General features: G+C 64.3%; 19 protein-coding genes. 5 read left to right on the top strand and 14 right to left on the bottom strand.

From position 1 onward, the window contains the following. Position 1 precedes the first annotated feature (1 nt). Positions 2 to 790 carry an N-acetylmuramoyl-L-alanine amidase gene (locus HWX53_RS16675; protein WP_175942830.1) on the bottom strand — a complete coding sequence of 263 codons (789 nt, stop codon included), beginning with the start codon at positions 788 to 790 and terminating at the stop codon, positions 2 to 4. Between the two features lies 1 nt (position 791). After that, positions 792 to 2063 (bottom strand): hypothetical protein, encoded by a 1272-nt coding sequence (locus HWX53_RS16670; protein ID WP_175942828.1) that lies wholly within the window; start codon positions 2061 to 2063, stop codon positions 792 to 794. 1207 nt (positions 2064 to 3270) lie between these two features. Between HWX53_RS16670 and HWX53_RS16665 the strand changes: the two genes are divergently transcribed. Beyond that, entirely contained in the window at positions 3271 to 4041 is a 771-nt protein-coding gene (locus tag HWX53_RS16665) for a hypothetical protein (protein WP_175942826.1), read from the top strand. 49 nt (positions 4042 to 4090) lie between these two features. Here the strand turns inward: HWX53_RS16665 and HWX53_RS16660 are convergent, their stop codons facing one another. Continuing rightward, a complete protein-coding gene (locus HWX53_RS16660; RefSeq protein ID WP_175942824.1) occupies positions 4091 to 5104 on the bottom strand; it encodes a LuxR C-terminal-related transcriptional regulator in 1014 nt (337 codons plus the stop codon). A gap of 332 nt (positions 5105 to 5436) precedes the next feature. Between HWX53_RS16660 and HWX53_RS16655 the strand changes: the two genes are divergently transcribed. Further along, positions 5437 to 8775 (top strand): adenylate/guanylate cyclase domain-containing protein, encoded by a 3339-nt coding sequence (locus HWX53_RS16655; RefSeq protein ID WP_244140157.1) that lies wholly within the window; start codon positions 5437 to 5439, stop codon positions 8773 to 8775. A 14-nt stretch (positions 8776 to 8789) separates the two neighbouring features. On the opposite strand, the gene HWX53_RS16650 is transcribed toward HWX53_RS16655, so the two are convergent. The 11 genes from HWX53_RS16650 to HWX53_RS16600 form a co-directional block, all read right to left on the bottom strand. Further along, the gene (locus HWX53_RS16650) at positions 8790 to 11615 is read right to left on the bottom strand and encodes a DUF2235 domain-containing protein (protein ID WP_175942820.1); all 2826 of its coding nucleotides are present in this window, start codon (positions 11613 to 11615) and stop codon (positions 8790 to 8792) included. 457 nt (positions 11616 to 12072) lie between these two features. After that, positions 12073 to 13509 carry a DUF2169 domain-containing protein gene (locus tag HWX53_RS16645; protein ID WP_175942817.1) on the bottom strand — a complete coding sequence of 479 codons (1437 nt, stop codon included), beginning with the start codon at positions 13507 to 13509 and terminating at the stop codon, positions 12073 to 12075. A gap of 19 nt (positions 13510 to 13528) precedes the next feature. After that, entirely contained in the window at positions 13529 to 14506 is a 978-nt protein-coding gene (locus HWX53_RS16640; RefSeq protein ID WP_175942815.1) for a pentapeptide repeat-containing protein, read from the bottom strand. A gap of 72 nt (positions 14507 to 14578) precedes the next feature. Beyond that, positions 14579 to 15202 carry an SMI1/KNR4 family protein gene (locus HWX53_RS16635; RefSeq protein ID WP_175942813.1) on the bottom strand — a complete coding sequence of 208 codons (624 nt, stop codon included), beginning with the start codon at positions 15200 to 15202 and terminating at the stop codon, positions 14579 to 14581. After that, the gene (locus HWX53_RS16630) at positions 15202 to 15795 is read right to left on the bottom strand and encodes a hypothetical protein (RefSeq protein ID WP_175942811.1); all 594 of its coding nucleotides are present in this window, start codon (positions 15793 to 15795) and stop codon (positions 15202 to 15204) included. Before HWX53_RS16630 ends, HWX53_RS16635 begins: the two co-directional genes overlap by 1 nt. 28 nt (positions 15796 to 15823) lie before the next feature. After that, complete coding sequence (locus tag HWX53_RS16625) at positions 15824 to 19255, bottom strand: RHS repeat-associated core domain-containing protein (protein ID WP_175942809.1); 3432 nt, start codon at positions 19253 to 19255, stop codon at positions 15824 to 15826. Positions 19256 to 19285: 30 nt separating this feature from the next. Next, on the bottom strand, positions 19286 to 19666 hold the full coding sequence (locus tag HWX53_RS16620; RefSeq protein ID WP_175942807.1) for a PAAR domain-containing protein: 381 nt from the start codon (positions 19664 to 19666) through the stop codon (positions 19286 to 19288). 2 nt (positions 19667 to 19668) lie between these two features. After that, a complete protein-coding gene (locus HWX53_RS16615) occupies positions 19669 to 19887 on the bottom strand; it encodes a hypothetical protein (RefSeq protein ID WP_175942805.1) in 219 nt (72 codons plus the stop codon). Then, positions 19880 to 20230, bottom strand: a complete 351-nt coding sequence (locus tag HWX53_RS16610; RefSeq protein ID WP_175942803.1) for a hypothetical protein — start codon at positions 20228 to 20230, stop codon at positions 19880 to 19882. Before HWX53_RS16610 ends, HWX53_RS16615 begins: the two co-directional genes overlap by 8 nt. 11 nt (positions 20231 to 20241) lie before the next feature. Beyond that, on the bottom strand, positions 20242 to 22665 hold the full coding sequence (gene tssI / locus HWX53_RS16605) for a type VI secretion system tip protein TssI/VgrG (protein ID WP_175942801.1): 2424 nt from the start codon (positions 22663 to 22665) through the stop codon (positions 20242 to 20244). A 22-nt stretch (positions 22666 to 22687) separates the two neighbouring features. Next, positions 22688 to 23170: a type VI secretion system tube protein Hcp gene (locus tag HWX53_RS16600; RefSeq protein ID WP_175942799.1), complete on the bottom strand. Its 483-nt coding sequence runs from the start codon at positions 23168 to 23170 to the stop codon at positions 22688 to 22690. A 137-nt stretch (positions 23171 to 23307) separates the two neighbouring features. Here HWX53_RS16600 and HWX53_RS16595 point away from each other — a divergent pair, with 137 nt between their 5' ends. From HWX53_RS16595 to tssF, 3 genes are read left to right on the top strand one after another with little or no spacing between them, the layout of a single operon-like run. Continuing rightward, positions 23308 to 23904 (top strand): type VI secretion system tube protein Hcp, encoded by a 597-nt coding sequence (locus HWX53_RS16595; RefSeq protein WP_175942797.1) that lies wholly within the window; start codon positions 23308 to 23310, stop codon positions 23902 to 23904. Positions 23905 to 23910: 6 nt separating this feature from the next. Continuing rightward, positions 23911 to 24411, top strand: coding sequence for a type VI secretion system baseplate subunit TssE (gene tssE, locus HWX53_RS16590; protein WP_347879163.1), 501 nt, complete (start codon positions 23911 to 23913; stop codon positions 24409 to 24411). A 19-nt stretch (positions 24412 to 24430) separates the two neighbouring features. Further along, complete coding sequence (tssF, locus tag HWX53_RS16585; RefSeq protein WP_175942795.1) at positions 24431 to 26314, top strand: type VI secretion system baseplate subunit TssF; 1884 nt, start codon at positions 24431 to 24433, stop codon at positions 26312 to 26314. Positions 26315 to 26316 lie beyond the last annotated feature (2 nt).

Here is a 26316-nt window from a genome sequence, read left to right as displayed (position 1 = left end):
CCTACGCGGAATCGAGCGCAGCCCAGGTCTTCGGGCCGACGATGCCGTCCGGCACAAGATCTCTGCCGCGCTGAAATGCCCTTACTTTTGCTTCGAGATCCGCATCGAAGAGGCCGTCCGCCTCGATGCCCAGCTTCATCTGCATCTGCCTGACGAAGTCGCCCGTCATATTGCGACGCAGCGTTGGACGGCTTTGCACGCCAGGGACTTCCGGTTCCGCAGCCGGAATCATCGGACGCGGCGCAGCCGTGCGATTCAAAAAGCCAGCAACCGTCGCGCGAAACTCGTCCATGTCGAAGCTCGGATCGCTTTTGCGGCCATGCGGCAGCGCGTATTCCTTGTGACCGGCGCATGCGCTTTCATCTCGACCGACATGCGCGAGAATCGCCGCCACGCACCGCGCGTAGGCGTCCATCTGCACGTCGGGCCACGGATCCGACGGCACGCCGCGGTTCTCCGCCTCGATGCCGATGAAGTTCGTGTTGCCCGTCGTGACGCCGCGCCACGCGCCGTTGCCCGCATGATTGCAGCGGCCCGCCGCGACGACGTAGATGGTGCCGTCCCGGCCAACGCCGAGTTGCGCGAGTGGACCGCGCAGGTCGCTGCGTCCATCGATCAGCGTGCGCAGGCTCGGCATGTTGCCGTCGCGCGCGGTCGCCGTGTGATGACAAATGACGCCGGCGATCGCGCCCATGTGCGCGCGCCCACGGCTTTCCCAGCCATCGACGGGCGCGACTTTTAGCCCGGCGTTCCTGAGCACCGCCGGCAACCATAACAGTTCGTAGACCATATCAAATCACGCCTCCCTGCGCTGCGGGCAACTCGTTGTCGGGCGTGGCGTCCGTGACCTCCACCTCGCAGCCGTCATCGTGACTGTCTTCCGACGGCTCCAGCTCGGCCGATGGAGTCGGCACGCTCGTTGGCGGCGGCATGATCTGGATCGTCGCCGGCGGCGCGCCCGGCATGCCTGCCGCGCCGCTCTGACGGTCCTCCGACGATTCCTCCCGACTCTTCTCGTGCGGCTTCACGGTCGAGCGGATCACCATGAACTTATTCAGGATGTCGAACCAGAACGGCGCGCCGAGCGTGATGGCCACCGCCGTCAGCAGCCAGCCGAGCGGCTTCATCAACCATGCGTGATACTTGTCCCACGCGGGCCTCAAATCGTCCACGAGCGTGCGACCACCGGGCGGCGCATAGTCAGAACTTTGCTCGGCCGCTAGCCTGCTGGCCCTGTCTTTCGAGCCCTGCTGAAAGAGAAAATCCCAGCCGATCGGAAGCTGAAGGCTCGCGATCTGATTCTTCACATCCTCGTAGCTGCTAGCCTGTCCTTTCGCATCCCTCGCGATCGAACCGGCCTGCGCGACAATCGCTCCGCGCTGCGTCTCGTTGCGATACAAATAGTCCGCCAAGCTGATCGTGTCGACGTTGAAGCCGACCGCGACGAAAAGCCCGAGCCAGAACAGCACGCCCTGCGTCGAACGCCGGTAGCGGCCGGATATTCGGTCCATCGCGCTGTCGTACCAGTTCTCGAGGTTCTTCTTCGCCTTCTCGAGATCGCCGCTCGCGGTATCTAGCGCGGCGAGTACCGCACGCTGCACCGAAGGATTCCCGATGGTCGCGATATGCGCGCGCACGTCGGCGATGCTGATGGGATGCGTCGCTCTGGCGTTCGGATGCTCCTTGCCGTCGCCTGTGGCGGCTCCATCGGCGGGCGACGGCCCGCGTCCGATGATGTCGATGAGCGCCGCAGCGAAGTTGGCGGAGGGAATATACGCGGGCAGCTTGTGGCCTCTCGTGAAAAGACCTGCGGTCTGACCCGACGCCGGTGACGCGTAGCTTCCTGGAAATAGACTGTAGACGAGCGGGTGTTCATAGAGCAGCTTGGCGAGACCTGTGCCCTCGGAATCGAAGAGCAGTTCGCGAATGCCGTTCTCTAGGTACGACGCGCGGGTTCTGAGCCATCCCTCGACACCTTCACGCAGCGCCGTGCACATCAGGCTCAGCAGCAGATAGATGAAGACGATACCGATTGCGACTTCGAGAATGGCGGAATCGAACATGGCGTGCCCCTGTGATAACGGCGAGATGCGTAACCACCGTTTGCCAAAGCAGGTTGGTCAAAACTTCGAGAAAACCTTCCGAAGGCGATGTGCGCTATGCAGCAGAGTTCGGGGCGACCGCCGCGAATGACTTACCGTGCTTGTCGTTGCGCGCCGCGTGCATTTTTTGCGCGGCTTCCTCGAACGCTTCGGGACGTAGAGGTCGCCGCTTCCGCCGCTCCGGATCTGAGACGAATCGCGCAGGCGAGTTTTGAAGGGAAAGAGCTTGGTGGGCATCAATGCCGGCCCCGCCAGTACGACGGACGCCGCTCGCGACACCGCCTTCCGAACCGGCCGCGACAAGTTCATCAGCCACGCGTGTGGATCTCGGCAACCTGTGGCCACTCAGGAGTTTCTCGAAGGCCTACCACACCGTCAAAGCGCCGCCCGCAAGCTACGCTACTTCCGCGACAAGATCGATCTCACGTCGGCGAACTGCCAGGCCCCTACCTTCGAACATTCGCCCGGCGCGTGTGCCGTTGCTGTGTCGCAGCAACGCGGCCGCCCGCTAAAAGTGGGTTCCACGCGCGAAGCCGCAGTAACGCCGGCCGCGCAGACGACTCTTTGCCGCTAGAGGGCTTCAGCGGTCGCGACGAGCGCACTTATTCACCGCAGTTACCTCAGTGCGAACTCGCACGTGAGCGTGTCACGCTGGGTCGCGTCCGGAGCCGGTAAGGTGACCCCGCGCTTCTAGGTTGGCGTGCTTGTCGCTCGGGGCGAGCAGCGTCGAGGCACGCCGCTGCACGGCACCGCGTCCTCTGCGACGTGGCTACCGACACCGCCCGCGATCCGCACCGTGCTGCCTTCGATGAAGGTATGCAATGGATCGCCGAATTCGAGGCGAAGCTGATCGACTCATGGTCACTAGACGCGGTGCCCGACGCATCGATGCTGCAGCGCACTGTCGACGCGCTCGTAGCCTCGCGCAGATCGGTTTCGTACCACCGCCTCTACGACTTTCGATGTAGACCGTCCGGCCGATTTTACGCGTCCCCTCCTCCCACTATTTTTGTAAGCGCCGACTCGCACGCGCGGCTCCAAAGCCGAGCGCCGCGGGCCATTCGCCTGGCAGCGCACCGGTCTCCCGAGGAGGAGCCATGAACAAGCCCGGATTCACAGTGATGCCCGCATCTTGCGGCGCCACGGTTTCATGCGACGAGGTGCAGTCATGGACGTGCTGATCCATCAGGACTCCGGCGTCTTCGCGCGGGAAAGTTGCACCCTCGCCGATCTCTGGCATCGCCGGGCGACACTCTCCGACACCGAGATCGGGTATATCTACAGGATGGTGCTCACCACGCTGCAGTCCTACTACCCGCCCGAACTGCGCGGCTTGCACGAAGACAAGGAAGAGCTGATCTCGCAGTTCTTCTTCTCGCGCGTCTTGCGGCTCGACGCCGAGCAGCGGCCGTCGCACGCGTCGCCCGAGAGCGCGCCGTCCACAGCGCATGCGCTCTGCGCATACTTCCGTCGCTTTCTGATCGATTGCCTGCGCAGCGCGAGCCTGCAGCGTAATCTGTCGCTCGAGATCGACGGCGTGCAGGCCGAAGTCGACTCCCGCGCGCATGCGCCCGACGACCCGGTGCATGCCACGCTCGCCGAGTTCGGGCTGAGTGAGGAGCGAGTGCGGGCATTCGCACGCGTGTTCATCGCAAGTTGCGACGGTCCCGACCGGCTCCTCCTCGCAGGCAGCCTCGGCGCGAGCAGCGAAAGCAAAGGAGGCCTCAAGGGCCTGGCCGATCGATATGACGTGCCTTCGTATCACTATCGCGCGCGCAAACTCGGCGTGACGATGAAAAAAGACGCGACGCCGGCGTGCTTCGCCGCCACCAAGATCGGCCGATGGATACATCAGACGCTCGGCATCGAGATCACGCCGGAAAATCGCGACGCGATTCTGATCGTGCTGAACCTGCTCGGGCTCGAAGCGCACGAATGATGGTTTCGGCCGCCGCTGCGCGCGGCCGATGTTTCCGATTGCGAAACGCTTAGGGCCGCCGTTCCTTGTCGGCTTGCAGGCGACCCGCGATGAGTTGCACCAGATAGAGCGCGAATTCGGGCTCCTGATAGTACAGGCGAATGGCCTCGTCGGCGGAAACCGTGCGCATTCCGCAATCGGTCTTGCAAATCACCGTGGACGTGCGCCGGCGCTCAGGCGTGAAGAGCCCAATCTCGCCGAGCACCGCGCCCGCGCCTAACTCGATGCCGAGTTCCGAAAGCTGCACGGCGCCCGATTCGACGTAGAACATCTGGCCGCTCGGGTCGCCCTTGCGAAAGAGCACTTCGCCGGCGCGAAAGCGCTGGCGCTCCATCTTCCCGAGCAGCCGCGCGATCGGCAGATGGCCGTTGACCGCATGGCTGACTTGCGTGTCGCGGATCTTTTCCATGCGCGCCGCGACCGCGCTTGCCTCGCCACGGCTCGACACATTGAGCGCCTTGAAGATTGTCGTCAGATGAGTCTTGACCGTGGCTTCGGTGACATGCAGCTCCCGCGCGATCGCCTTGTTGGAGCGTCCGCGCGCGAGGAGCGCGAGCACGTCGAGTTGGCGCGGCGTCAGATGCAGGTTCGGATTAGGCTCCGGCACGCGTGCCGACAATGTCGACGGCGCGTCCTGCCTTGCTGCGAGCAGCGAACGCGGCAGCGAAACGCCGCCCGCGAGCACGAGACTCAACGCGCCGGTAAGGAGTTCTGCAGACGCGGATTTCTCGACGCATCCCGCGACGCCCGCTGCGACGAGCTCATCGACATGCTCGCGCTTCGCCTCGCCGAGCACCACGAGCACGGGCGTGGTGCGTGCATGCCCGCGCAAGGCGTCGAGCTCGTCGCGCGTCTCTCGCAGACGGTCGCCGTCCATCACGATGCAGTCGGGCTTGCGGCCGTCAGGCCACTCCGCGGGCAGCCGGTCGCACCGTTGCACGTCCGCATCGGGTACGAATGCGCGCAAGAGCGCCGCAACGCCGTCGCGAAACAGGCCCGCGGGTCCGATAAGCAGTATGTACATGCGATGCATGCTATACCGACTCGCGCGTCCACGCCCGTTGTTTCAGCTTTCCTCACAACATCGACCGCGGCAAACGTCACACGCCAAAAGAGCGCGACTCAACTTTCTGCTCGCGTGACCGATCGTCCGCCGCGGCATTCGCTGTTGCGCCTACCCAAATCGACTTCGCGCGTCACATGGATGACTGGTTGGAAGCGTCCATATCCACCATGATCTAATATGGCAGACGGAGCGCTGGCGCCAGGTCGTCTTTTCGGATCGACTCGCCGATGCAAGCGCGAGTCGCAGCGTGCCGACGGCCCGCGCGCCCGTTCGCACAGAGGAGTCGCGTGATGGATTCGCTTTCGACCTTGCTTGGCGAACTTGGCCTCGAACGTTACGCGACGGTTTTCGAGGCCAATGGCGTGGACCTGGAAACGTTGCCGCTTCTGAGCGATCGCGATCTCGCCGAACTCGGCGTGCTGCTCGGCCACCGCCGCCGCCTGCTCGACGCCCTCTCCCATCCGCGACGGGAAGCCGCCCGACCGGCGCCTGCGCCTTCAAGGTCGAATCGTCCGCCGGGGGAGCGGCGTCAGCTCACGGTGCTTTTCTGCGACCTCGCCGGTTCGACCGAACTCGCGCAGCGCCTGGACGCCGAAGAATTGCACGAAGTCATGCGCATTTATCAGGACACCTGCGCGCGTGTCGTCGCACGTTACGAGGGACACGTCGCGCAATATCTCGGCGACGGCGTGCTCATTTACTTCGGATTCCCGCAGGCGCGCGAGGATGCCGCCGAGCGCGCAGTGCGCGCCGCGCTCGACATCGTCGCGGAAGTCGGCCGGCTCTCCGCCAGCGCGCCGTTGCGTGTGCATATCGGCGTCGCAACGGGCGCGGTCGTGGTCGGCGAACTCGAAGGCCAGGAATCGTCGCCCTTCGATACGGCCGTCGGCGCGACGCCCAATCTCGCCGCGCGCCTGTGCGCACACGCGGGCCCCGACGAAATCGTCATTGCCCCGAGCACGCGCCGCCTGCTCGGCGGCACGTTCGAGCTCGAAGAACTCGGCGAGCACGAACTCAAGGGAATCAGCACGCCGGTCAATCTCTCGCGCGTGGCGGGCCTCGCGCACCGCGAAAGCCGCTACAGCGCGTTTCACCCGAATCGCGCGACGCCGTTCGTCGGCCGTGAACACGAAGTCGATCTGCTCGTCTCGCGCTGGATGATCGCGCGCGACGGCGAGGGTCAGGCCGTATTGCTCATGGGCGAGCCGGGCATCGGCAAGAGCCGCATTGCCCACGTTCTGCGCGAACGGCTCGCCGGCGAGCAGCATCTCACGCTGCTGTACCAATGCTCGCCGTTCCAGTCGACGTCGTCTTTCCACCCGATCATCGGGCATCTGTCCGAAATGAGCGGCTTCCAGCGCCAGGACTCGCCCGATGTGCGCCTCGACAAGCTGGAAGCGGCGCTTCGTCTCGAACCCGGCGAGCGAAACGAAGCCGCGCCGCTCTTCGCCGCGCTGCTCTCGCTGCCGACCGACCGCTATCCGCCGCGCATGGATTCTCCGCAGCGGCTGCGCGAAGTGACCATCGAAGCGCTCGTCGAACAACCTATCCGCCTGTCGAGCGGACAGCCGCTTCTCATCATTTTCGAGGATGCGCAGTGGGCCGACGCCGACACGCTCGAAACGATCGCGCGCTTCATCGACCGGATCCGGCACTGGCCGATCCTGATGCTGATCACCTGCCGCCCCGAATTCATGCCCGCGTGGACCGCGCACGGCAACGTGACGCTCCTGCATCTGAACCGCCTCGCGAGGCGCCAGGGGGCGCAAATCGCGGCGGAGCTGACCGCCGTCAAGCCGCTGCCACCCGACGTTCTGGAGCAGATCCTCGAACGCGCCGACGGCGTTCCGCTCTTCGTCGAGGAACTGACGCAGACGGTGCTCGAAGCCGGGCTGCTGCGCGACGCCGGCGATCACTGGGAGACGAACGGGCCCACCGCGCCGCTCGCGATTCCGTTTACGCTGCACGACTCGCTGATGGCGCGGCTCGACCACCTCGCGCCGGTCAAGACGATCGCGCAGATCGGCGCGTGCATCGGCCGCGAGTTCGACCATGCGCTGCTGGCCGCGATCGCGCCCGTCGACGGTACGAGGCTCGCGGAGGCGCTTGCATCGCTCGAAGCGAGCGGGCTGGTCTTTCGGCGCGGAGGCGGCGCAGACGCGGTTTACCGCTTCAAGCATGCGCTCGTCGGCGATGTCGCCTACGACAGTCTGTTGAAGAGCCAGCGCGTGCGCATCCATGCGCGCATCGCGAAGGCGCTCGCGGAGGTGTTTCCGGAGCGCGGCAAGGCGAGCCCCGAGCTGCTTGCGCTGCATCTGACGCGCGCCGGCATAACCGACGACGCGCTCGCGCAATGGATCTCGGCGACCCGGGTCGCGATGGCGCGATACCGGCATCGCGAGGCGCTCGCGCATGTCGATTCCGGGCTCGCGCTCGTTGCGCAGTCGAATCCGGCGCGGCGCGCGGACTGCGAGGTCGCGCTCCTGGTGATGGGCGCGGCGTGCCACTGGGCGCTCAAGGGTTACGCGTGCCAGGAATGCGCTGCGCTGTGGACGCGCGCCGAAGCGCTGCTCGACGGCGTGACGCAGGAGCGGCTGCGCGTGCTGGCGCTCGTCGGCATCAATAATTTCGCTTACGCCGCCGCGGACTCGCCGAAGTGCGTCGCGACATCGGAACGGCTGATCGAGCTTGCCTCGAATACGCAGGACACCGACAGCAAGATCGTCGCGTATGCGGCGGTCGGCCCGATCCTCTATCAGCAAGCCCAGTTCGAGCGCTGCGCCAAGCTCCTGCAGTACGTGATCGACACTTACGACGTCGCGCACTCCACCGGCTACGGGCGCTTCAACGACGCCAAGGTTACCGCGTGCTGCTGGCTGGGCTATTGCGAGCTGGTGGCGGGGCGCTTCGGCCGGGCACGGTGGCTTGCGCGAATGGCGATCGATCACGCCGACGCGCTCGCGCAGCCGTTCGTGCTGTCGCAGGCGCTGGCTGCCGGAGCCCGGCCGTTCGTCGAGTCCGGCGACATCGGCGCCGCGCGCGAGCTATGCCGCCGCTGCATCGAGCTGTGCGACACGCAGCGTCTGCCGTTCTGGAAAGGCTGGGCGATGGTGTATGAGGGCGTCGCGGCGGCGACCGAAGGACAGTACGCGAACGCGCTCGCGCGACTGACGGAAGCGGTCGAACATCTCGCAAACAACGGCGGCCACAACGATCTCGCCTACGTGCAGGCGTGGCGGGCGCAGGCGCTCGCGCACCTCGGCCGCTACGACGACGCGCGGCAGTGCATCGCCGCCGCGCGCGCCGATAGCCTGCGCACCGGTCAGCGGACCGGCCTCGTCGATCTGGACTTTGCGGCTGGCGTCGTCGAGAAAGCCGACCCGGGCGCCGATCCGAAACTTGCACTCGATTTGCTGCGCGCGGCGGCGAGCGAGGCGCGCGCGCAGAACCTGCGGCTGCTCGAACTGCGCGCGACGATGGAGATGGCCGACGCGTTGCGTACGGCCGGACGCCGCGACGAAGCGAGCGCGTGTCTCGGCGACGTCGTGGCCCGCTTCGCCGAAGAGCAGGACTGCGCGCTCGTGGCGCAAGCGCGGCGGTTGCTGTCGCTGTGCGAGACGCCGGCCTGACGCGCGGTGGCGCGCTACCGCGACGCCGGCGTGTTCTGCACGATAGCGTCCGCGGCCAACTCCGATGCACAAGGCAAGCTCTGTCCGACGAGTCGACGCGTGCGGTCGTCCATCAACTGCGAGACGATCACCTGCGCGCAGCCGAGATTGTTCCGGTAGAAGCGGCGCTTATCGAAGGCGATCGGCGCGACCGCATCGTTGACATATAGATAGAGCCGCCCTTGCGTCTTCGCGGTGATCTGCGAGACGAGAATCTTACGGCCGGCGGGCGTCGGATCGCCACTCACGACGCACGCGGCCTGGTTTTTTCCCAGCGGTTCAAGATGCGAGCCGCTGACATCGCAGAGCGGCGGCTTCGAGCTCGCCGCGATCACACCGCCCGCGCGATGATCGTTCGCATATCGATAAGATGCAAAAGGCGCTTCCGGCTCGAGCACATACTCGTCGTGCCCTTTGTCGCCGATTCGCGCAATCGGCTTGAACCAGTCTTCTAACCACCAGCGCTTGAGCGCTGCCCCGGCAAAGTGGGCGAGCGTGTTCGTCGGAAAACCGCCCACGTCCGCCCGTTCGCTGCGGTCTAGCCAGTCGCCGTCGGTCACGAGCACGATTTCATAGCGCGCGTCCTTCTCGAGCGTCACGCCGGAGTCCCAGCACAGGTCCCGCGTGCGAAACGCGGCGCCGGTCGCCTTGCCGGGATCGGCTCCGGGCTCCACGGTCTTTTGGAAATTGCACACCTCGCCGACCGCGCTCAGCCCGTCGAAGAGCGCGCGATTCGCGACGGCAAGGGCGAGCAGCCCCACGAGCATCAGACAGGCACCTGGCAGGATCACGCATTCGATCTTCTTGCAGACGTAACAGAATGCGGCATTCTCGCGCAGCCTGCGCGCGAGGCTCAGCGCGAAACCGCCTTTCATGGCCTGCGCCATCGTCTTCGATGAAGCCTCGGGCCGGCGCACGGCGCCGTGAATTTTGTCGAGCCGTCGGACGCGCATCTGCCGCCAGGACGCGAGCGCGAATAGCACGACGGCGACCGCGGTCAGTTCCATGGTCGTGCTCTCGTTTCCCAACTTGCTCCATGCGAACGCCCCAGCCAATGCGAACATCACTCCGCCCAGCAGCACCATGTTGCGGCTGCCTGCCTCGGACCGCCGGCGCCAGTCGAGATAAGTGGTGCGAAGCTGCGGATGCCACGCGAGCCAGGCACGGTCATGCACGCGCTTTCGTAGCACGCCGCCGAACTGCAGCGAGGCGAGCCAGACGAGCAGTGTCAACGCGAAGACGCTGGAATGCGCGCCGAATGCGCTCGTCCACGGAGAACTCCACGACGGCAACATGCCTTTGATGAAGGTCAGCGCCGTATTGAGCACGTCCGCTTCCCATTGCGCAGGATCCGAACCGCTCAACGCGCCGCCATGCCACTTTTCCAGCCATTCGATGCCGCCCGTGAGCCAGGGAAACAGAATCAGCAGCGCCGAAATGACGAGCGTCGCGAGATAGGCGCCGCGACGCCAGAACACCGTGTCCCAGGCAAGGCCCATCGCGGCGGGGTCGCGCTCCTCGAGCACGTCGAGCGCCTGGCGAAGCGCCGCCTGATTCTCGTCGAGACGCGGCGCCGCTTCGCTCGCGGGCTTCGCGGCGGCCTGCGCCGGGCGCAGCAGTGGCGGCGCGGCGACGCCCGGATTCGCCGGGACCGGTTCGAGCGTGCCGTCGGGCCTCAGCACCTGAAAACTCTCGGGCAGCGCGACGGGTGCGTAACGGTCGGTGCCGAACGCGACGCGCACCGGCACGCTCCAGTGCACGATCGGCCAGACCGGCTTGCCGCCCTTTGCCACGCAGGGCAACGCCAGCCGCGGCAGGTACGGATAGCCGCCCGCGAGCCCCTTGCGCGAATCGTAGATACGCGCGAACGGCGACTGATTCGCGACGACATCGGCCAGCGCCGACGGCAGCACGCGAATGCCCACCGCGATGGCCTCGGTGAGAATCCAGTGCAGGGAAACGAGCGAAAGCTGATCCTCGGGATAGCCGCCGCCGACATTGCAGTGCACGCCGGGGAACCATGCCTGCGTAATGCGTCCCGGCTCGATTCGGCCGTGGGCGGCGCCGATCTGCGGCTCGTCGGTTTCATCCCACAGCAGCGGATGGAATGTCGAGCGTTCGTCGTCGAGCGACAGTGCGTGGCACGCGCGCTTCACATGCGGCGACAGCTTGAGATCCCCGAACATCATCGGCCAGATGGTCGCGTCGATCGCGCGTTTGAGCGGCAGGATCGGCACGCCGTACGCGGAGACGGTGTCCCACAGGCCGAGGAAGCGGATCGGAATGTTTCTGCGCTTCTCGACCTGCGCATAGTGCGGCCGCCGCTGTACGCGGTCAGACGCCCACAGCACGCCGTCGCGCAGCGCCCGCAAGCCCCGGACGATCGGACTTTTCGACGGGAAGCGAGCCGACCGGTAGTGCCGATAAGCCCGGCGGGCGTCGCGATCGAGGTCCTCCTCGGACGTCGCCTCGAGCAACCCTTCCGAATCGATCAGCCCGACCAGCACGCGGATCGTGAAGGCGCCGCGGCTGAAGCCGAACCCGCTGATGTCGTCGCCGGGCCGATAGTTGCGGCAGACGAACTTATAGAGATCGATGACGTTGCGCTTGAGGCCGTAGCCGAATGCACCGCCGACGAGCGCGAGATACTTGTTGCTCGACGTGCCGACGCCGTCGTCGTAGAACGCGATCTGATCGCTGGCCGACTGGTCGAGCGCCTGGAACATGCGCCACACGTTAGTGCGCTGCGCCTTGGCAGAACTGTTGCCGGTACCGTCAGAAAGAACCACGATATTGGTCATCGCCGAGCTCCCGTCGATTGGGCAGGCACGCGTTTTACGGCGTTTGCACCGATTGAATATGTGATAGGCGCAGCACGTCCTCCCGACAGACGTTAGGAATGCTACGCCATCCGTCCGTGCTATTTCGGACCGGTCATGGCGAGAAAACGAAGCGCACTGAGCCGGTTTGAAAACCGGAATTCCGTGCGGTGTCAGAACCGGTAGCCGACGGGCAGCGAGAAGACGAGGGGATCGAGCGTGAGCCTGGCGTCGGAGAGGCGGGTGATGCGTCCGAGAGGCGAGTGATGCGTCCGAGAGGCGCCTGGCTCGTGGTCGCTAGGTGACCAGTCGGGTGCAGCGGGATGTCGTCCTGCATCACCCTCGCTCAGGAACAGCAATCGTACCCGGAACGACTATGGTTGCGTGAGCTTCCATGGTGGAGGGTCAATCTCATTGTTCACGATGCCGAGTCCCTCATCTACCGCGCCAGAATCGCGATCTCGCAACTATCCTGCTCGGCATACGCCGAAACGTCGATCACCGCGCGAAACACCGCCTGGACCAGCCGCTCATCCGGAACGATCACGAGTGTGTCCAGATTGGGCACCACCTCCCACGTCTCACCGACCCTGGACTCATTTGCTAGTCTGCGTGAGACGCTCACGCGAACCTCGGAGCGCCGGAGACTGAAGCGCAAGTCGGACACGTCGGAAAGGTTGACCAGCCTGATCGACTCGTCACCGCGCAAATAGCCGGGCATTTGAAGCTCCGGATCGGCACCATTGAAAAAGAGCAGATTCGTGTCATCTGGAGTATCCGCCATGCCGTCGCTCGATAGTTCGGATGCGAGTCGGTTGCCGTATTCAAGCCTCGGCATCCAACCACGACCGTAGACACCGAAGCCGACCGGTAACGGATGATCGTCCCATGATCTGATGGGTTGATCGACGCGCTCCAGATTGGGAAGGCGAACCCCGTGGATGCTCTCTCGCGAGCATTTACCGATGAAGCCCGTCCCTGCCAGATTGCGGGCACAGTAGCGCGACGCGCCTTTGTCGAGTCCGCCGAACGAACGCTCGTAGCCGAGCGGCATCATGGTGAAAGGACGCGGCCGCGTCATGACGGGATGCGTGATGCCCGCGGCTGGATCGAATAGCCAGTGACGATCGCCGTAGACGGCGACGGAGTGGCGCAGCGTTCCCACTTCGAGTCGCGCGATCAGCCTCTCTACGGGAATATGCGCGGGCGCATGAGCGTGGCCAATCACGAAGATGTCCGTTCGCGGCTTGAACGGCACCATATCGGATTCGAATCGCAAGTGCGACTGCCGGCGATCTTCCGTAGGTCGATCGGTCCTGAGAAGGGACCCTTGCCGTGGCGCTATGCGCACTTCCTCATTCTCCACGATGAGGAACGTCGCCTTCACGATCACGCTCAGTTTTGTGAATCCTCGCGGACGCTCCCAGAACATCGTTGCCGCCGGAAAGGGCGTCTCGTTCGTCAGCCGCAACATCGGAGCGCTGAACCCGTCCGCCTTGCCGCCCTTCCTGCCGGAAATAACAGGCCCGCCCAACGCCGCGGACGTCTCGCAGTGAGTTTCTTCCGCGGGAACGCGGTCGTCGACGATGGAGAACACCGAATCTCCCGCTTCGATACGCTGTCCTGCATGGACGGGAAATATCGCGTCTGCCGTTTGAACGCGGTCGCCGTCGACGAATGTGCCGTTGGCGCTGTCGAGATCCCAGATTCCGCATATGTCTTTTTGCCGGATAAGAGCGAAATGCCGACGCGAGAGGCGCGGATCTTCGGGCACGCTGAAGGGCGCATCCGTCGCGCGCCCGACTTCGAGTCGCATGCCTGGTTCAAGCTTGATTCGGCGTCCTTTGACCGGTCCTTCGATTGCGACGAGTTGCATGGCGAAGCCAATGTCCGCTTCAATCGATCGAATGCCGGCGATACAGCGGCACGACGCTTAAACCGGGCGTCGACGTGTGTGCCGGCGCGAACGCGATCTCGACGCGCTCGGGAAAGCGCGCGCCCGCAGTGGTGCACCGCGTCAGCGTCAATGCGGCCAGTTCGCTCCAGAAGAAGTCGGCTGCATCGAAGGCGGTTGCTTCGGCGGTACTGCTTTTGAAAGCGCTGCCGACAAAGCTCGTCCGCTCGAAGCGACAATCGACGATGATCAGTTCCCTTAGATCGGCGAATTCGAATGACGCATCGGACGCCTCCACGCCTTCAAGCACACTGCCGCGCAGAGTCGCACGGTCGAGGTTGGCGTAAGAAGCACTCGCTTGCGAAAACCGGCATGAGGACAGGTCAGCCAGCGTGGCAGTCAACGCGTCGAGACGCGTACGCTCGAAGCTTGCACCGCTTGCGATCGCCTTCGTCAGATTCGCGTGGGACAGATTCGCATCGTCCAGCTTTGCCCCGCAAAGGTTGGCGCTCGTAAGATTGGCGCCCGTCAGGTCCGCGCCCTGCAGGTTCGCGTCGACCAGTTGAGCGAAGGAAAGATTGACGCCTTCGAGAACGCAGTTGCGCAAGTCGCATCCTCCAAGGTTCGCGGCTTCCAGGTCTGCATTGTTCAAGCGTGCGTCCGAGAAGCGCGCGCCGTGAAAGTCGCCACGTGCCAGGTCGCACTCGTTCAGACTGGCATACGAGAAATCGGCACCGCGCGCGATGCATCCATGCATCACCGCATTGTCGAAAACGGCATGGACGAAACAGGCATTGTCCAGCCGCGCGTCGATCAGTAGCGCGTTGCGTAACTCGGCTTCTTCGGCGTCAACTCGCTCGAGATCGGCGCACGAGAGGTCCGCGTCACGCAGATCGACGCATCGCCATTGCGCACGCGCCAGGTTGCGATGGCGCAGGTCGCGTCCGGACAGATCCAGACGATCGGTCACGGCTTGCATGATCGACGCGCTCTCTCGATATCTGCTTGATGGTCTCGCTGCATGGCATGGCCTCTCTGACGTGTTGGAATCTCAGTCGGAACACGTACGGCTTTGCTCCGCTGCGCCGAGTTCTGCCAAATCGGCGTGGAGCATCGCCTCGAACGATATGAACCTCGCCTGTGTACCCGTGTCGGCATACCAGCGAAAGACCTCCATCTCGCCATCCGCGTCCGCCCGTTCGGGATCGAGAAATAGCAGCCCTCCGTTGAAGTCCGTAGCGATATGCATCTTGCCTGGAACATAGGGGCACCAGTCCGCTTCGTTGGGGTTGAGTTCGTCCCCTGCCTGCTCGTACTGCATCACCGCCTCGGACGTTGGCTCGCCATGGCTGTCGATCCATGCGTCCCGCTCGGAATCGACGGTCAGGGCTATATCCTTCATCGCCGTTTCGAACGCCGCGACGCGGGTGCCGACGATGGTGAAACCGAATGCATAGTCGGGCCAGCCGTCCTGCATCGACAGAAAGCGGCGATACGACGGGCTCACGCGTGCGTGCAGGCGCTGCTCCATCGCGGCGATGTCGGCGTCGCTCGCAGGCGGCGGCCAGGCGGCATTGGTCTTATTCGTTCGCGCCTTTTCGAGCGTCGCGCGCAACGCGACGATGAGCGCGCGGAAGGTCTCGTCATTCATGATCGGTTCCCCTTTGGCCCGCACTAGCTTTGCACTGCGCGTTCCCTGATTTCGATCCTGGCCTTGAGAAAATGAGGAAAGTCTTCGTCCTGGCGGATGAACTTTCCGTAGATATTGCGCGTGACCACTGTCATCTCGCCCACGTCATTGCGGCTCGGTGGGTAGAAGTAGTAAAGCTTGCCCGCGAAGTCTGTTCCGAACACCAGCATGTTCGGCAGGTATATGCCGGAATCGAGCTCGGTCTTGCGACCTAAATCGGCATCCGCTTCAAACGCGGCGATACTGGCTTCCGTCGGCGAGCCGAACCTTTCGGCCCAGCGTTTCCTGTAAGTGTCGATCGTCTGGCCGATATCCACGAGCGCCTTGTCGGTATGCTCGCCGTCCACGCCGATCAACGTAGACACCATTTCAAATCCTTCCCATCCGTTGTGAAGGGAAAGAAACGATTGATACGACGGCGGGAAAGCACGAAAGCGCGAATCGGCTGCGCCGAGTTTCGCCTTGGCTGCGGGCGGATGCAGCACGCTTCTCGACGGTATCCCGACGGATGCGGTATGCACTTCGAAGCAACGGTGCAAACGCTGCACCAGTTCTTCGATCTCTTGTATGTCGGCCATTCGAGCCTCCTTGAAGTTGCCCGGCGGTCTACTTGCACTCCGGGGTACGGGGCGATTCATTTTCGCACTTGCGCTTCGAGGCAATCACCTCGGTCAAGCCTTCGGCGAAGTTCTTACCCTTCAACTGATTCCTGACCTGTGATCCGATACTGCGATTGACGCTCGCATTGACAGGCACCAGGTTGTGGCACAACTCATCGCCGGATTGCGCGCCACCCATCTGACAATCGACGATATGGTCGATGTCGTCCTTGCAATCGACGGCCTTGCCTTGATCCGCAGGCGAGCCGTTTTTCGGCTCTTTCGGCTTGTTCGGACACTTATCGTATGCTTCGCGCAGATTCTTCGCGAGTCGATCGCACTTCTTGACGATGATGCCCTTGCCGTTTTCTTCCCTGGCGTCGTCGATCGCGGCGTTGTACCGCGCGATCTTGTCGTGGAAATCCTTCTTCTGGTCGGCGTTCCAGTCGCACCGCTCGAAGAGTTCGATAACGTAAAGCCCAAGCGGATCGACGGTCGTCAGTGTGTTCGGCACGAAGCGGTAAAGATTGAAGCCGCCATCGAAACCAATCGGATCGATGCTGATGAACCGCCCCATGCGTGGATCGTAGTACCGCTGGAAGTTGTAGTGAAGCCCCGAGTCGAAATCCCGGTACTGGCCGAGATACCCGGTCGGGCAGCGCGGCGTGCCTGCCTCCGGCATCTCATTGCCGAACACGTCCGCATCGTTCAGCCAGACGGGGTTGCCCAATTCGTCGAGCATCGCGCACGCTGCCCCGTTCTGTCCCATAACACAGAAATTGCGCCGCCCATCCTGCGCGAACGCGAGGGGAATGAATGCCTCGGGCAGGATCAAGTAGTCGAGCACGTCCTCGCCGCATTGCTCCCGGTAGACAGTCTGGTGACTCCAGTGGTAACGCGTCTCGCGCCCGGCCACGCGCTTTCGCACACGCCGGCCGATGGCGTCATATGCGTAGTCGATCGCACCGCCATCCGAGCCGACGATGCGCGTGAGATGATATTCCGCGTCGAATTGGAAACGCGTCACGCCTTCGTCGTCGCGGCGCTCCGCCAAATTGCCGTTTCCGTCATAGTCGAATTCCGCGGCGCCTAACCGGATCATCCGATCACACCGATCGATCACGGCGTCGCCGAAACGCGAACTGAACACGAGGTTGCCATTCGCGTCGTAGGCATAGCGTTCCTGTTCAATGCCGTCACGCTGCACGCTCAGCACTTCGTCGCGATGATCGTACTCATACTGCGTGGACCGCGTGCTTGCGCCGTGAACCCGGGTTTCGCCGATCAACCGGTCGGCCGCATCGTACGCATAGTGCATGACGAGGCGCTCGATTCCGGCCGCATTGGTCACCGTCACACGCACGAGCCGGTCCATTTCGTCGAACGTGTTGTCGATGCGCGCGCCGCCGGGAAGCGTCGTGCGTCTGAGAAGATCCAGCGCGTCGTACTCGAACCGAAATTCGCCGAGCGCCGAATCGTCGATCGACACGAGACGCCGCCGGCTGTCGTAGCCGTACCGCGTCGAGCGGCCGAAGCTTGCGCTTACGCACGTGAGGTTGTCAGCCTTGTCATAGCTAAAGACGAACTCGCATGCGCTCTGCGTCTCCTGGCTGAGCCGCGAACGTTCGTCGAACTTGCGGGAGAATTCAATATCACCTTTGGCCGCGGACTGCAGAAGCCCATTCGAATATCCGAACGTTACGGCTGTACCATCGCTCGCCAGGCGCTTCGTGAGCGCTCCGGTCGCATCGTATTCGAGACGCACTCGAATGCCTGACGGTCTCGTGATCTCGATCAGGCGGTCGGCGTCGTCGTATGCATAGTGCTCCGTGCGTCCGTCGGCGAGCGACACACCCGTAAGGCGGCCCGCCACGTCGTACCAGAGAACCGCGCTGTCCCCGTTGAGTGTCGTGAAGCCGACGAGTTGCTCTTCCGTGTCGTAACGCAAGGGAAAGGAGTCCCCGTTAGACAACGTTTCGCGCACCGGGACGCCGGCCGCGTCGTATTCGAGGCGCACGGTGCGACCGAGCGGATCCGTCATGGCGACGATGTTGTCATTGAGGTCGTACGCGCAGTGGCTGGTGGCCCCATCCGCGAAGTCGATGTCTGTCACCCGCCCCGCGGCGTCGTAACGAAACACCGTGCGACGGCCCGCATGGTTGCTCACGGCGACGAGGCGTCCCAACGCGTCGTACTCGCGAACATAGAGGACGCCGATCTCATCACGCATGCGCTCCGCCGTCGGCGTGCGGTCCTGATAGATCACGTTGCCTTGCGGATTCACGGCCTTGCGAACATATCCCTGCTCCGCATAGAAAAATTGCCATTCGAGCCCGCCTGGCGCGACACTGCGGACGAGCCGGTGCCGCTCGTTGTACTCCTTGATCCATAACTCGCCGTCATCGTTCTCGATGCGCACCGGCAGATTGGCCTCGTTGAAATAGTGACGCCTGCTCGTTCCGTCGGCCTGGACGACCGTGAGGCAGTTGTTTTCTGCATCGAACCTGCTGACGGCCCGCCCGGACGCGTCTCCGCCGGTGGTGGCAAGGAGCAGTCCCGCCGAATCGTAGGTATGCGTGACCGCACGCCCGAGCGGATCCGTAACACTGATGATTCGATTGCCCTCGTCGCGCTCGTACAGCGTCCGCGCTCCTAAAGAATTGCTGACTTCGATACGGCCGCGCCGGTCGTCGAAGCGGAAGCGGCGCAGTCGGATGCCGCCTTCGCGCCACGTCAGCACGCAGCGTCGGGATGCATCGTAAATCCAGTAGAAGCTCTGCCCGTCGGGGCCGGCTTCACGGGTCATCAGATGATCACGATATTCGTACCGCGTGATCCGGCCGATCGCGTCCTCCGCTGCGACCAGATCGCCGAAAGCGTCATAGCGGTAGCGCCGGACGATGGGGACGTTGCCGGCGTCGGCACTCGTACCGAGGCCAATTGCCACGATGCGCTGCGCGTCGTCATAAAAGAAGCGCGCCTCGCGTCCCACCGTATCGTGCACGCTCTGTAGCAACCCAGCCGGTCCATATCGGAACCGCAGCGCGCGATCGTAGCTGTCCCTTATCGACTCGATGCACGACAAGCCTTGCATGCGGGGCTTGCTCTCGAAATAATAGCGTCGCCGGTCGCCGCGCAGCAGGAGCAGCGATCCGCTCTCCCGTTCGAGCGTGATGGTCCCCGCGTCGTTTGACGCCCTGCGCGCGCCGGCGGCGAAGGAGAGCCGCGTTCCTTCGCCGTCTTCATCAAAGAAGACGGCGCCTTGCTCGTCCCACTGCAGACATAAACTGGCAGTTGTGCGCCAACCGTACCCGAGCACGCCCGAAGACTGCGCCGCGCTCGAATAGCTGCGCGTGAACTCGAAGGGAATCGCCCCGGTCAATGAGAGGTCCGTCGCTGCGCGCACCAGTTCACCCGTGACAAGATCGACGTTGCACATGGTCGTGGCCCTTTCCCGTGCGAGCCGGTCTTACGAGCACTCGGGGCAATGGGGCGCGCCGCCCCCGCCGCCCATGCCGATCAGCACGGTGAACTCGCCCGAGACGATGTTGTTGGGCGGAGGCAACGGCACGAGCGCTCCCGCTTCCATGACGATGTCACCCATTCGCGCCGCAGGCTTGCCGCCGATCAAAACCATGCCGGAGCCACCATCCGGAACGAGCGTCGTAACCCCTGGTCCGTGCGGCGTACCCGGCCCCGCTGGCGGCGGTGCGTTGGGAATCGGACAGGTATGCTGGTCGCCGATTCTCCAGGCTGGCTTCCCGCCGATCAGTACGGTCGCGCAACCGGTGCCAAGCAGCGGCGAGCCGTGGCTCGTCGTATCGCCGATCCTCGCCGCCGGTTTTCCCATGATCAAGCTCCCGATTCACCGTCTAGCCTTGCCGATGCCTGCATGGCGGCGCCGTCGAGCGTGAAGGTTCGCTCGCGCGTGAGGACGAGCGCGTCCCGCGGATCCATCCAGACGACACGACGGCTGCCAGACACGACGTACTCGACGCCTGTCACGGGTCCCTTCACCGCAATCGTCCGGCCGCCGCCGTAGCGCACGGCGACACGGTGCCAGTCATTCATCGCGAGGACGCGTTTCATGCTGCAGCAACTCATCGCCTTTGACCTCCCGCCATTCGAATGCCGGACTGGACCATTCCTCTATCAGCGCGGTCACACCGCAGAGCGCGAGCCATGCGACGATCAAGCCGATCACATCGCCCCTGACGAACCACGCGAAAGGGACCGCGACCCACACGCTGACGCATCGCGTGCACGCCACACTCCGCCCCGGCAGATTGACGTGCAGCACGCGCCGCAGGCGCCTCAGGATGCCGCCCGGCCCGTCGGTCGTCGCTAACAGCGCGGCGAACCGCCAGCACGCGAGCGCGGCCATCAAGAATCGGAGTTCTACGCTGGTTTCCATCGTGACCTTCGCTAGTTGATCTTGACCAGGCTGCCCTTGATCGTATTGATGCCCGACGCCTCGAGTTCGACTGCCGCGCCCTTCGTCACGCTTTTCGCGGTCGCTTCCGAACTGATGTTGGCCGCGGTAGACGCGATTTTGCTCGACCCGTCGATAGTGATCGTCTTGCCCTTTACGCTGATGGTGCCGTCTTTTTTCATGGTGATCGTCGAGTCTCCGGTTTTGAAAGTGATTGACTCCGCCGCTTCGACGACGAGCGTCGCGCCAACCTTTAGCGAGTCCTTGCCCTTGATTTCGACGGAACGGTCCTTGGCGACGTTGGTGGTCTGGTTGCCCTTGACGTCGATCTTTCTGTTGCCGCTCACACTCACCGCCCGGTCCCCGCCGACCGTCGTCGACTGCTTCCCGCCGACATTCACGGTCTGATCCGAACCCACGCTCACGCTCTGTTTCGACCCGACACTCACCGTCTGACTCGCCCCGACGGTCTCCGTGTGATAAGCCCCCACCGTCACCGCCCGATAAGCCCCGACGGTCACCGCCTGAAACGCGCCGATCGTCACTTCCTGCGCCGCGCCCACCGTGATCGTCTCGTTGATACCCACGCTATGCGTGCGCTGGAGATACACCGTCGCGGTCTCGCTCGCCTTCACGGTCTTGGTCCGGTTGGCCCCGATCGTGATGCTCTCATTCACGCCCACCGTCTCCGTGCGGTTCATCGTCACGTCGATCTTCTCGTTGTTTCCCACCGTCTCCGTGCGATCGTGCTTTACGACGGTCGTCTCGTCATGGTCGATGTTCTTCTTGCGATCATGACCGACCCAATGCGTCTCATCCTTCTCGACTTCGATATCCTGATTGCGCTCCGCATGTAGCAGCACCTGCTCCGCGCCCTTTTTGTCCTCGAAGCGCAGCTCGTTGCAGTTGGCGGCGCTCCCGCCCTTGCTCGAGCGGCTCTTGATGCCCGACTGCGTCATGTTGCCGGGCAGGTCGTACGGCGGCATCTGTTCGGCGTTGTAGACACGCCCGGTAATGATGGGCCGGTCCGGATCGCCTTCCAGAAAATCGACGATCACCTCCTGCCCCATGCGCGGTATCGCGACCGCGCCGAAGCCCTTTCCCGCCCACGGCTGCGACACGCGAATCCAGCACGAGCTGTTCTCGTCGCGCTTGCCTTGCCGGTCCCAGAAGAACTGCACCTTTACGCGCCCGTACTGGTCCGTATGGATCTCATCGCCGCCGGGTCCGACCACGACCGCCGTCTGCGGCCCCTGCACGAAGGGCCGGCGCGTCACGCGCGCGGGAGTGAATGGCTGCTTCGCGTCGATCGCGGAAAACCAGCACTCGCAGCGGTTGGACTGCGCGCCGTCGAAGGCTTCGTGATCGGCAAGATCGATCTCGTACAGCGTGCGCGTGACGAGATACTGCGCGTTCTGATCCGCGCGCGGGTGCCGCGTGAGCTTCAGCAGCGTGCCGGCGCGCACGCTCTTCGAGTTGCTGCGCGCATCGACCTGATGCCAGTTGATGGCGGGATCGTCGGTTACGCTCGCCTCGACGAATCCCTCGTCCGCGCGCGACTTCGCCCGGCTCTCGCCGTGATCGGCCTCGACATAACCGCCGGGATAATCGAAGTGTTCGAGCCCGGCGAACGCGTCGAAGCCTGGCATCTGCTTGACGGCCTGTTTCTGCAAAGGCCGCGACGGATGCTTGAAATCGTAATCGGTGAGTATCCAGTTCCGCGTCTCTATCATGTGATTCACGCGCCACTCGCTCACGTATTCGGTGCCGGGCGCGGCGCTCATTACCGCGCCGTACGGCAGCGCTTCGCAACCTTCCACGCTCTCATGCGCGGCAAGCGTGTCCGTAAGAACGAGCGACTCGCGGCCGTCCTTGTCCTGAAACCAGTAGTAGATGCCTTCGTCTTCCAGCAGGCGGCTCACGAAGTTGAAATCCGACTCGCGATACTGCACGCAATACTCGCGCGGCCGATGCGCGCGCGAGTTGGCCTTCCACTTGATCTCGCCCAGTTCGAGCTGCTTGTAGACCGGATCGGCGAAGATCGCCTTCACGATCTCTTCGACCGTCTTGTTCTGGAAGATGCGGCAGTTGCTGCGCCGCGTCAGCAGCCACAGCCACGGACGCACCGCCGCTTCATACGCGTACAGGCGTCCGCGCATGCCGGTCTGCCGGAAGCTCACCACGTAGCCGCCGAACACGCGCGGCTTGGCGCCATCCACGCGCAGCGAGACCTTCACGTGTTTGCCGAGAATCCTGCTGAAGTCGATATCCGCGCGCTTTGACACGAGCGTGAGTTCGCAGCGCGGCATGCGCCCGAGCTCCGCGCTCGCCCGCAGCGACAGAAAACGCAGTTCGTCTGCGAGCGGCGTCTCCACGCTTGCGAGCGGCGGCGCTGTTGCGACATCGGTAGTGGACATCGGCGCACCCGCCTCTCAAAGGTCAGCGCACTTCGGTGGTACAGGCGTCGTACCCGAACTTGACGGCGCCGCCTAGCGCGCCCTTGTCGTCCTGCGGCTTGTACTCGAACTCGATGTCCGCATAAAGCAGGCTGACGTTCTCGTGCAATTCGCCGCCCATGCCGCCGCCTAAGCCGACGTGCGTCACGGTCACCTGCTTCATCGTGACGGTCAGGAATTCCTTTTGGCCATCTCCCGACTTGCTGACGGTGAGCTTCGCGTTCGCGAGGTGCTTGCCGCTGACGCAGCTTTTCGCGAGCGTGGGCGAGGCCTTGTCGTAGAAATGCGAGAACGTGAACATGCCTGGCTTCGCCTTGCCCTGTCCGCTGCCGCCGCCGACCGCCGGACTGCCCGCGTTGGTCACGTCCCAGTCGAAGGACTGCACCTCGATCTGGTTCTCCGCGCCTTTGTGCTTCGATTCCCCTTCGATTCCGTCAATCTTGAGATAGCAGTCGATGGTAGCCATGTGGTCCTCCGTGGTGGTCCGGCTTCGCGTCCGCGCGAGTTCGCGCTTGCAGTCAGAACGAACGTAGTCCGCCGATTTTCAAAATCGCGCGGCGGCCGCCGTCTTATGTTCGACGAACGATTCTCCGGACCCAAGCGATGCCATCCGATCCGCGCGAGCCGCGCCCGCACGACTGCCTTTCGCCCGACATGGTGCGACAGTTCGATCTGCTCGCCCTGCCGGAGTCCAACGACATGCTGCTGCAGATCGTGCCCAGGCGCAGCAACACGCCCGTGAAGGGCGAAGCGAGCAAGCGCGGCGACTGGGACACGCCGATGCAGATTCACGGCTGGCGCTGGGCGCAGGGCTACGACGCGGTCCAGCACAGCGCCGCGCTCAATGCGAGCGACATGCGCGTCGCCGCGCTCGGCGTGATCCGCACGGTGGATTCGGCGTCGCCCGTTATCGCGAAGCTGTGCGCGCAGGCGGAACTGCTCGCGCTCGCGCATATCCGCTGCTTCAAGTCGGCGGGCACCGATCACGGCGTGCAGATCGAATTTCTGTCGATGAAACTCGAACAGGCGTATCTGCGCAACTATCAGATTTTCACGAGTCCGCGTTTTTGCCGTCCGTGCGAGATCTTCGAACTGTCGGCGCAGCAACTCACCATGACCTGCGCGCCGCAAACCGAAAGCGGCGCGCGCGGCGCGGAAGTGACCTTCGCGCTCGACGTGTCCACGCGTCGCATTGGCTGAACGCTCATGTCGATGAACGCCGAGCGCCTCCAGCCCACGCTGCTCGATCGCCTGATCGACGACGATCCCGCGTCGCGCACCGACCCCGCCGGCGAGCGCTTTCTCTCCCATCGCGGCCTGCGCGCGGCGGTGCTGCGCGACGTCTCCTGGCTCTTCAACACGACGAATCTCGGCGGAGAAATCGACGAGGACCAGTTCGCGCATGCGTTCGCGTCGGTGCTCAACTACGGCCTGCCGTGCCTATCGGGACGCTTCGCATCGACGGTCGATATCGTCGTGCTCGAACAGGCGATCCGCACGGCGATCGAGCGTTTCGAGCCGCGCATCGATCCGTCGACGCTGGAAATCGAGCCGGTCCTCGACCGCTCCGTGCTCGACATGCACAACCAGATCGCGCTCGTGATCCGCGGCCTGTTGTGGGCGCAGCCGGTGCCGCTCGAATTCGCGCTGCGCACGCAGATCGATCTGGAGGAAGGCGGCATCACGGTGATGGAACTGCCGCACTGACATCGCATACGGAAAAAAAATGGACCCGCGCCTCTTGCGTCACTACAACACCGAGCTCGCGCATCTGCGCGAGATGGGCGCGGAGTTCGCCGAGCAGTTCCCGAAGATCGCGGCGCGTCTTGGCATGAACGGCATCGACGTGGCCGATCCGTATGTCGAGCGGCTGCTCGAAGGCACGGCGTTTCTTGCGGCGCGCGTTCAGCTGAAGCTCGAAGAAGAGTTTCCGCGCTTCACGCAGCAGCTCACGCATGTCGTGCTGCCGCAGGCCGCGTGCCCCACGCCCTCGATGCTGATCGCGCGTCTCTCGCCCGATCTCGCGAATCCCAATCTCGCCGATGGCTTCACGGTGCCGCGTCACACCGCGCTCTTTTCGTTGCGCGGGCCCGCGCAGACGACGCCATGCGAGTTCCGCACCGGCGCCGCGCTCACGCTCTGGCCGGTCGAGGTGACCGACGCCCGCTATCTCGCCCAGACGCCCGATCTGCCGCTCGCCACCGTGCCCGCGACGCGCACGCTCGCGACGCAGGTGAAGGGCGCGCTGCGCATCCGGCTCGCGACGCCGGAAGGCTTGTCGTTCGACGCGCTGCGTCTCGATACGCTTTGCCTCTACTTCGCGGGCGGCGACGACATCGCATTCCGGCTCCACGAGCTCGTGCTGGGGCACACGCTGGCAATCGTCGTGTCGACGCCGGAACGGCCGACGCGCACGCTCGCGGTGCTGCCCGGCGAGGCGGTCGCGCCCGCCGGATTCGCCGACGACGAAGCGCTCTTGCCGGTCACGCCGAATGCGTTTCAGGGTTATCGACTGCTGCACGAATATTTCGCGCTGCCGCAGCGCCTGCGCTTCGCGCGCATCGAAGGCCTCGCGACCGTGCTGCCCCGCTTCACCGCGCGCGAGATCGAACTCACGTTGTTGTTCGGCGCGGGCGATGCCACGCTCGAACGCATCGTCACGAAGGAAAACGTGCTGCTCGATTGCGTGCCCGCCATCAATCTCTTCGCGCGACACGCGGATCGCGCGCTCGTCACCGATTCCAGCGCGCGGTTTCACGTGGTGCCCGACCGCACGCATCCGCTCGATTTCGAGGTGCATTCGGTCACGGGCGTGTCCGGCTACGGCGCGCACGACGACAGCGAGCAGACCTTCCATCCGCTCTACGCGGACTATCTCGCCGACCGCCCCGCGGACGCCGCGTACTTCACCACCGAGCGCGAGCCGCGCCTCGTGCCGGCCGCGCGGCAAAAAAGCGGCGCGCGCACGGACTATGTCGGCAGCGAAACATATGTGTCGATCGTCGATCCGCGCGCCGCGCCGTATGGCGGCTCGCTGCGGCAACTGTCGTTCGCCACGCTTTGCACCAACCGCGATCTGCCGCTGATGATGTCGCGAAGCGGTCCAGGCAGCGACTTCTCGCTCGACATCGCCGCGCCGGTCGCAGCCGTGACCTGCGTGAGCGGCCCGTCGCGGCCCGCGCCGGCGCCGCTCGATGCCGCGCGGACGTGGCGTCTGATCGACCAGTTGTCGCTGCACTATCTGTCGCTCTGCAACGGTCCGCGCGAAGCGGCGGCGGCGCTGCGCGCGCTGCTGATGCTGCACGTCGCGCCCGCCGACCACACCGGCCGAAATCAGGTGGCGGGCGTCGTCGCGGTCGATGCGAAGCCTGTGGTGCGCCGCCTGCCGATGCCCGGCCCGATCGCTTTCGGGCGGGGCCTCGCGATCGACGTTCTCGTCGACGACCTCGCGTTTCAGGGCGGCAGCGCGTGGCTCTTCGGCTGCGTGCTGGACCGCTTTTTCGCGCGTTACGTGTCGATCAATTCGTTCGTTCAGACGACGTTGCGCACGGGCGCGCGCGGCGAAATCCTGAGCCTGCCCGCGCGATGCGGCACGCGAGCGATCCTCTAGCC

The organism is Caballeronia sp. BCC1704, assembly GCF_902833455.1.
GTDB lineage: Bacteria > Pseudomonadota > Gammaproteobacteria > Burkholderiales > Burkholderiaceae > Caballeronia.
Note: the sequence above shows the minus strand (reverse complement) of the source record. Positions and strands in the feature narration are given on the sequence as shown.